Below are 7701 nucleotides of genomic sequence, written 5' to 3' on the forward strand. Positions count from 1 at the left end.
GAGCCAGAGCCAGAGCCAGAGCCAGAGCCAGAGCCAGAGCCAGAGCCAGAGCCAGAGCCAGAGCCAGAGCCAGAGCCAGAGCCAGAGCCAGAGCCAGAAAGCAGCAACCGAGACTATGAGTTTGACTCGCTCTCTTTAGATGAACTGGGCGAGTTTGACGAAGACGATGCATTAAGTGCCGCTCTGGATGAGCAACGTGAGCTCGAGTCTTACTTCGATGAGCAAGGCCGTGATGTGGGTCAAGGCGACAGCCGAGATATTAGTGAGCTGGATGATGACGACCATCAAGTGGGTGGTCTCAATATGGACGCTCTGTTGTCTGAACCGGATGGCGATGAGCCTCTTGATCTGGCCGGGCTCTCTGATGAAGAAGCGGCCGTGTGGCAAGCAGATAATGAGCCAGAGCCCGAAGCTGAAAGCGAGGACTGGAGTCAACAGCCTGCCATGGATCCAGAGTCGCTTGAGAAATTCGAATTAGAGCAAGCGCTTGATGACGATTTGCTGAATGAAGGTGAAGCAGAGAGCGAACTCATTGATGAAGGGGAAGAGGAGCGTGATTACATCAGCATCGAGGAGTTGATGCGCGATGATGGTAGCGCACCGGATATTGACCCGGATAAAGCGGAAATGAACTTAGACGTGGGGCTGGATGAATTTCCTGATGTGCTGGAAGATATCAGTGCCATCGATGTCGATGGTGATACGGCCAGTACGRAAGCGGCCACCAATCTCGATCTGGCTAAAGCCTATCTAGAGATGAACGATGTCGATGGTGCGATTTCATTGCTAGAAAAAGTCATGCAATCAGGGAATAAAGCGCTTCAACAAGAGGCACGACAGCTGCTTGAACAGCTACGATAAAAAACAGGCAGCTTCGGCTGCCGTTTTTTATCTTTGCGTTGGCGACATCGATGATTAAAGGCCCGGTATCGGACCTGCACATCGCATGCATTACGTATATAATGCGGCGCCTTAATAGTGAGTAAACGAAAAGGCACAAGCATGAGAGTCGCGTTAGGCATTGAATATGATGGAGCGCAGTTTTACGGTTGGCAGCGCCAACGAGAAGTTACCAGCGTACAAGCGCACCTAGAGCGTGCTTTATCCGTCGTGGCTAACCAAACTGTCGATGTTCAATGTGCTGGACGAACCGATGCTGGTGTCCATGGCACTGGTCAAGTGGTGCACTTTGATGTGGATAGCCAGCGGCCGTTAAAAGCATGGACACTGGGTGTTAATGCCAATTTACCGGATGCGATTGCTGTTCGTTGGGCAAAAGAGGTGCCTGACAGCTTTCACGCTCGGTTTAGCGCGACCGCACGTCGTTACCGCTATATCATCTACAATCACCCTCTACGTCCGGGCATTTTAGCCAAGGGGGTTAGCCATTATTATGGTGAGTTGGATGAAACCTTAATGCATCAGGCCGGTCAGTACTTACTGGGGGAAAACGACTTTTCCTCGTTCCGCGCTGCGCAGTGTCAGTCAAAATCACCGTGGCGAAATGTGATGCATTTATCGGTGAGTCGTCGCGAGCGTTACATTATCATCGATATTAAAGCGAATGCATTTGTTCATCATATGGTGCGGAATATCGCAGGTAGCTTGATGGCTGTGGGCCGAAAAGAACATCCTCCCGAATGGATTGAATGGCTGTTGGCCCAAAAAGATCGCACCTTAGCGGCCGCCACCGCCAAAGCGGAAGGCTTGTATTTGGTTGAGGTTGATTATCCGCAAGAGTTTGCGCTGCCCGATGCGCCGATTGGCCCCCTGTTTTTACCCGATGAGGTCATTAAACGGGCTTAAATAGTAGCGCGTCAAAGGGTAGAGCGAAGAATAGGTAGTACCAGTTTTTTATCCCAAGTCTGACTGACTTGTGATTTAATTCGGTCTAATTTGTTACGAATCCAAGATGGACGTCCTATGCGGACGCCCATGATTAAGTAAAGGTTGTCCATGAGCTGGCTTGAAAAAATCCTAACGAAAAGCAACATTGGTTCATCGCGCAAAGCATCCATTCCTGAAGGGGTGTGGACCAAGTGTACGTCCTGTGACCAAGTGCTTTATCACGCAGATGTAGAGCGTAACCTAGAGGTGTGCCCTAAGTGTGATCATCACATGCGCATTCCTGCTCGTCGCCGCCTTGATGTGTTTCTCGACAAAGACGGTCGCGAAGAGATTGCCGCTGAGCTTGAGCCGAAAGATGTGCTGAAGTTTCGTGACTCGAAAAAATATAAAGACCGCCTTTCTGCGGCACAAAAATCGAGTGGTGAGAAGGACGCACTGATCGTCATGAAAGGAACCGTGTTAGAGGTTCCCGTGGTTGCCTGTGCCTTTGAATTTAAGTTCATGGGTGGCTCAATGGGTGCCGTTGTAGGTGCGCGTTTTGTGAAAGCAGTAGAAACTGCGATCGAGAATAATTGTGGTCTGGTGTGTTTTTCTGCCAGCGGTGGCGCGCGTATGCAAGAAGCTTTGATGTCGCTGATGCAGATGGCAAAAACTAGCGCTGCGCTGGAGCGTCTTTCTCGCCATAAGCTGCCGTTTATCTCGGTGATGACCGATCCAACCTATGGTGGCGTCACCGCCAGTTTCGCAATGCTTGGCGACGTCAATGTCGCGGAACCTAAAGCCATCATTGGTTTTGCGGGCCGTCGCGTGATTGAGCAAACGGTACGTGAAAAGTTACCTGAAGGCTTTCAGACCAGTGAATTCTTGCTCGAGCATGGTGCCATCGACATGATTGTTGATCGTCGCGAAATGCGTCAGCGCTTGGCAGGGCTGCTTGCGAAGCTGAGCAATGTAAAATCACCATTGGTGGTTGACGTTGAACAAGACAAGCCACAAGAAGACGAGCAATCTGCTTCTCAAGAGTAAGATTTGACCGTGTTCCTCAGCGTTATCCTTGGTATTATCTACCCATCATGTAGCAACTGACCAAGTTAATGTCTGAACAATGCATTCCTACAGCCACGTCCCCGCTATCGACGTGGCTGTCTTATCTTGAATCCATCCATACCAGCGCGATTGACTTAGGTTTAGAACGCGTTGCCCACGTTGCCGAGCATGCGCAACTGACCAAACCTGCTCCAAAGATCATAACGGTGGCGGGTACCAACGGGAAGGGAACGACCTGTGCACTGCTCGAGGCGATCTTGCAGAATGCGGGCTATCGCACTGGCGTATATAGCTCTCCTCACCTTGTTCATTACAACGAACGCGTGCGTGTTAATGGCAAACCATTAGACGATGCGGCGCATTGCCAAGCATTCGCCGCCATTGAGCAAGCGCGCGGAGAAACCAGCCTGAGCTTTTTTGAGTTTGGTACCTTGGCGGCGTTACAGCTTTTTAAGCAGCATGAGCTTGATGTGGTGATCCTAGAGGTCGGCCTTGGGGGACGCTTAGACGCAACGAATGTGGTCGAGCATGACGTATCAGTGATCACCAGTCTAGCGCTGGATCATTGTGATTGGCTCGGCGATGACATCGACCAAATCGGGTATGAAAAGGCGGGGATTTTCCGTGCGGGTAAACCGGCGATTTGTGGTCAACCTGCGCCTCCTCCGAGTGTTGCTGCGCATGCGGACGCGATTGGTGCAGACTTGTATCAAATTGGTTATCAGTATCACTATGTACAGCAAGGTGATACTTGGTGTTGGCATGCCGGTGCCTTTGATATGGATGCGCTGCCAGTTCCTCATATTCCTATGCAAAATGCCGCAACGGCATTAATGGCGCTTGGGGTCGCAGAGCTGGATATCGCTGACACGCACATCACCGAGGCATTGCGAACCCTCACTGTGCCTGGCCGGATGCAAGTTATTTCAAGCCAGCCTTACACCGTGTTTGACGTCGCTCATAACCCGCACGCTGCGCAATATTTGGCGGATAGGTTAGCGACCATTAAGCAGGATAGAGGCGGAAACATCCATGCTGTGGTTGCTATGCTGGCAGATAAAGATATTGCCGGCACGTTAGCGTGCTTTGAGGGAATTGTTGACCATTGGTATCCTGCTTCCTTGAGTGTCGCGCGGGGGGCTCCGGCGAGTGCTTTGCCCGTAAACGCAGAGGAGCGATTTGACACCCCTTATCACGCTTATCAAGCGGCCTACCAAGCGGCGGAACCCGAGCGTGATTGTGTGGTCGTATTCGGGTCGTTCCATACCGTGGGGCAAGTGAGTGAACAGATTAATTAAAACGGAGTCGATGTGGCCAGTAAGTTGCAAAAACGATTAGTCGGTACGCTGGTATTGGTGTCAATGGGGGTGATTTTTTTGCCAGATGTTCTGGATGGCAAAAAAGAGCACTATCAAGAGAGCTATGAAAGTATTCCTCTGCGCGATGATTTTGATGCGTCTGTGACAGAAACCCCGATTGCTGAACCACAAGTGGCCGATGTTGCTGTGCCTGACACCTCGGTAAAAACGACCGACGAAGAAGGGAGCGTATCCCATCAGCGTGAAACGCCCCCTGACTCAACGGCATCTGAGTCGATCGCCACGGCAGATGGTGCGTGGATGATTCGTCTTGGTACCTTCCGCAATCAGGACAATGCGCGCCGGTTGGTTAGCCAATTGCGTGAGAAAGGTTATCAAGCCCATATTTTGCCACGGGATCTGAAACCTGATGACCTTGCCAAAGTGGTTGTAGGTCCAAATGTGTCTAAAAACACACTGGAATCTCAATTGGCAGACTTAGAATCTCTCACCGGGTTGAAAGGGCAATTGCGCAAATTTGACCCACTCACCCAATAAGAAAACGTTTGCGTGWGCATTTTTTCTGTTAGAATGCGCGCGTCTCGAGCAAGTGAATAACATGATTTGGATTGATTACCTGATTCTTGGCGTCATTGGTTTTTCGGCGCTGGTTAGCGTTATCCGAGGCTTTGTCAAAGAGGCATTGTCTTTGGTTATTTGGTTTGGTGCTTTTTTTGTCGCCAGCCAATTTTATCCGCAACTTGCGGTGTATCTCACCAACATACAGGATGCGGTGATCCGTAACGGAACCGCTATTGCCTTACTGTTTATTGCTACCCTCATTGTGGGTGCAGTGGTCAATTATGTGATTGCCCAGTTAGTGCAAAAAACAGGACTATCAGGGACAGATAGAGTGTTGGGGATTGTGTTCGGAAGTGTTCGTGGGGTGTTGATTGTCGCCGCAGTCTTGTTTTTCTTGGATGCGTTTACGTCAGTATCAAAAACCCAAGCATGGGGACAATCTGAACTGATTCCTAATTTTGCTGTGGTTATTGAATGGTTCTTTAACTACCTCGAGAACAGTTCCAGTTTCTTACCTAAGATCGCGGGGTCTTAGGCTGGTTTACGCGTAACAAGGAATAGCTGACATGTGTGGTATTGTTGGAATCGTAGGGGCCAATCCGGTCAACCAGTCCATCTATGATGCGTTAACGGTGCTACAGCACCGCGGCCAAGATGCAGCCGGGATTGTCACCATCGACGACAATCGTTTCCGCCTTCGCAAAGCAAMCGGCTTGGTGAAGGATGTTTTTCAACTCAAACATATGCAACGTTTACAAGGTCATGTCGGTATTGGCCATGTGCGTTATCCAACCGCCGGCAGTTCTAGTGCCTCAGAAGCGCAGCCATTTTATGTCAACTCTCCCTATGGAATAACCTTGGCGCATAATGGGAATTTGACCAATGCAGAAGCGCTCCGTCATTCCTTGTTTGAAAAAGACCGCCGCCACCTAAATACCACCTCAGATTCTGAAATCCTCCTCAACGTGCTTGCGCACCAGCTTTCTAACGCCGTGTCACATCCGCTTACCGCCGATGATATGTTTGCTGCCGTCCGCTCGGTGCATGAGCAGGTATCGGGTGCCTACGCGGTGGTATCCATGATTATTGGTCATGGCATGATTGCCTTCCGTGACCCGCATGGTATTCGTCCCCTGTGTTTGGGCAAGCGTGAAGAGCAAGGCCAAGTTGAATACATGGTTGCTTCAGAGTCGGTTGCACTTGATGCGGTTGGTTTTGACTTTGTTCGTGATGTGGCCCCGGGTGAAGCCGTCTACATTACTTTCGATGGTCAACTTCACACGTGCCAATGTGCAGCCTCACCAAGTTTGCACCCGTGTATTTTTGAGTTCGTTTATTTCTCTCGCCCTGATTCGTTTATCGATAAAATCTCGGTGTATGGTGCGCGCGTTCGTATGGGACAAAAATTGGGTGCGAAAATACAGCGTGAATGGGAAGACATGGACATTGATGTGGTCATCCCGATTCCTGAAACGTCCTGTGATATTGCGCTCGAAATTGCACAGGTGCTCGGCAAGCCCTATCGACAAGGGTTTGTAAAAAACCGCTATGTAGGCCGCACGTTTATCATGCCCGGTCAACAAATGCGCCGTAAATCAGTACGCCGCAAGCTCAATGCAATTCGCTCGGAGTTTAAAGACAAACGTGTTTTATTGGTTGATGACTCGATTGTGCGTGGTACGACGTCGGAGCAGATCATTGAAATGGCGCGTGAAGCCGGTGCGAAAGAAGTGTATATCGCTTCCGCAGCACCAGAAGTGCGCTTCCCCAACGTGTATGGTATTGATATGCCCAGTGCTAATGAGCTGATTGCTCATGGACGAGAAGTGGATGAAATTACCAAACTGATTGGTGCCGACGGTTTGATATATCAAGACTTAAGCGATCTTGTTGCCGCGGTCGGTGAGGCGAACCCAGCCATAGAACGTTTTGAAACCTCTGTGTTTAGTGGTGAGTACGTGACCAATGATGTTGACCAAGCGTATTTGGAGTACGTACAAAGCTTACGTAGCGATGATGCAAAAACGGTTCGTGAACAACAACAAGAGCTTGCCAATTTGGAGATCCACAACGAAAGCTAAAAGCCCGTGGATAGCGTGATAATGACGAAAAAAGCCGCATTCGATGCGGCTTTTTTATCTTTGACGGCACGCGCCAACGCATTTAGACGCTGGCCGCCCTATTCATCACCATGCTAGTGCGTAAACACAGGCCCAATTCCAACGTTCCACAGAATCACCGACGATGCCAAAATGGCGACCAGTAACACCAAACCGCAAGTGACCACCGAGCTTGCGTAGATAAAACCGCGCTCTTCAGGAATCTCCATAAGAATGGGTACACCGGTGTAGAGTAAATATACCGAGTAGGCGATCCCTATGAGCCCGATAATCATCACAAACCATACAACTGGATATAAGGTTGCTAGTCCAACCATGAAAATTGGCGTAGCGGTGTAAGCTGCCAGCTCCAAGCATTGGGTATAGGTGGGGGCGGAACCAAAGGTTCGACTCATCCACAACGTGAGGTAGGCAAGCGCGCATACACCACCGATTAGTGCTAGGTACATTGCACTGGCGATAAACAATGCGCTTTGTGCAGTGAGAAAGATCGGTTCTCCTACCCCGATTTTCCAACCGATGTTTACACTGGAGTAATAAGCGCAAACTGGCGGGATCAGCGCCAATAACAGTGCATGGCCGATACTGTGTGACGCGCCTTCATGTCGCTCGCCAATGGTCTTCCATTCCTTTTTCGGGTGAGTATATAACCCGATAAGATGACTCAAAATCATAGCTACCCCCACTTATCCTTCCTGAATCGGTGCAATCGCCACCACAAAAAGGTTGCCCTGTTTGAGACTGTCTATGCACTGTGATTAACCGACGCAAAACAAACTTACATATAGTTAACATTTAGTCGGAAA

At 49.9% G+C, this 7701-nt stretch carries 8 protein-coding genes; 7 read left to right on the top strand and 1 reads right to left on the bottom strand.

From position 1 onward, the window contains the following. The 7 genes from BZG83_RS15205 to purF form a co-directional block, all read left to right on the top strand. Nucleotides 1-861, top strand: an 861-nt coding sequence (locus BZG83_RS15205) for a FimV/HubP family polar landmark protein (RefSeq protein WP_338012845.1), incomplete at its 5' end; no start/stop codon positions are given. 141 nt (nucleotides 862-1002) lie between these two features. Beyond that, nucleotides 1003-1806, top strand: coding sequence for a tRNA pseudouridine(38-40) synthase TruA (truA, locus tag BZG83_RS15210; protein ID WP_077481794.1), 804 nt, complete (start codon nucleotides 1003-1005; stop codon nucleotides 1804-1806). A 150-nt stretch (nucleotides 1807-1956) separates the two neighbouring features. Then, entirely contained in the window at nucleotides 1957-2874 is a 918-nt protein-coding gene (gene accD, locus BZG83_RS15215; RefSeq protein ID WP_077481796.1) for an acetyl-CoA carboxylase, carboxyltransferase subunit beta, read from the top strand. A 68-nt stretch (nucleotides 2875-2942) separates the two neighbouring features. Next, nucleotides 2943-4193 (top strand): bifunctional tetrahydrofolate synthase/dihydrofolate synthase, encoded by a 1251-nt coding sequence (gene folC, locus BZG83_RS15220; RefSeq protein ID WP_077481798.1) that lies wholly within the window; start codon nucleotides 2943-2945, stop codon nucleotides 4191-4193. A gap of 12 nt (nucleotides 4194-4205) precedes the next feature. Continuing rightward, nucleotides 4206-4751: an SPOR domain-containing protein gene (locus tag BZG83_RS15225; protein ID WP_077481800.1), complete on the top strand. Its 546-nt coding sequence runs from the start codon at nucleotides 4206-4208 to the stop codon at nucleotides 4749-4751. 61 nt (nucleotides 4752-4812) lie between these two features. Continuing rightward, the gene (locus BZG83_RS15230) at nucleotides 4813-5310 is read left to right on the top strand and encodes a CvpA family protein (protein ID WP_077455687.1); all 498 of its coding nucleotides are present in this window, start codon (nucleotides 4813-4815) and stop codon (nucleotides 5308-5310) included. 31 nt (nucleotides 5311-5341) lie between these two features. After that, entirely contained in the window at nucleotides 5342-6856 is a 1515-nt protein-coding gene (gene purF / locus BZG83_RS15235) for an amidophosphoribosyltransferase (protein WP_077481802.1), read from the top strand. A 113-nt stretch (nucleotides 6857-6969) separates the two neighbouring features. Here the strand turns inward: purF and BZG83_RS15240 are convergent, their stop codons facing one another. Further along, complete coding sequence (locus BZG83_RS15240; protein ID WP_077481804.1) at nucleotides 6970-7569, bottom strand: Yip1 family protein; 600 nt, start codon at nucleotides 7567-7569, stop codon at nucleotides 6970-6972. Nucleotides 7570-7701: the final 132 nt, after the last annotated feature.

Origin of the sequence: Salinivibrio sp. PR919 (assembly GCF_001995355.1) — a bacterium.
GTDB classification, from domain to species: Bacteria; Pseudomonadota; Gammaproteobacteria; order Enterobacterales; family Vibrionaceae; genus Salinivibrio; species Salinivibrio proteolyticus.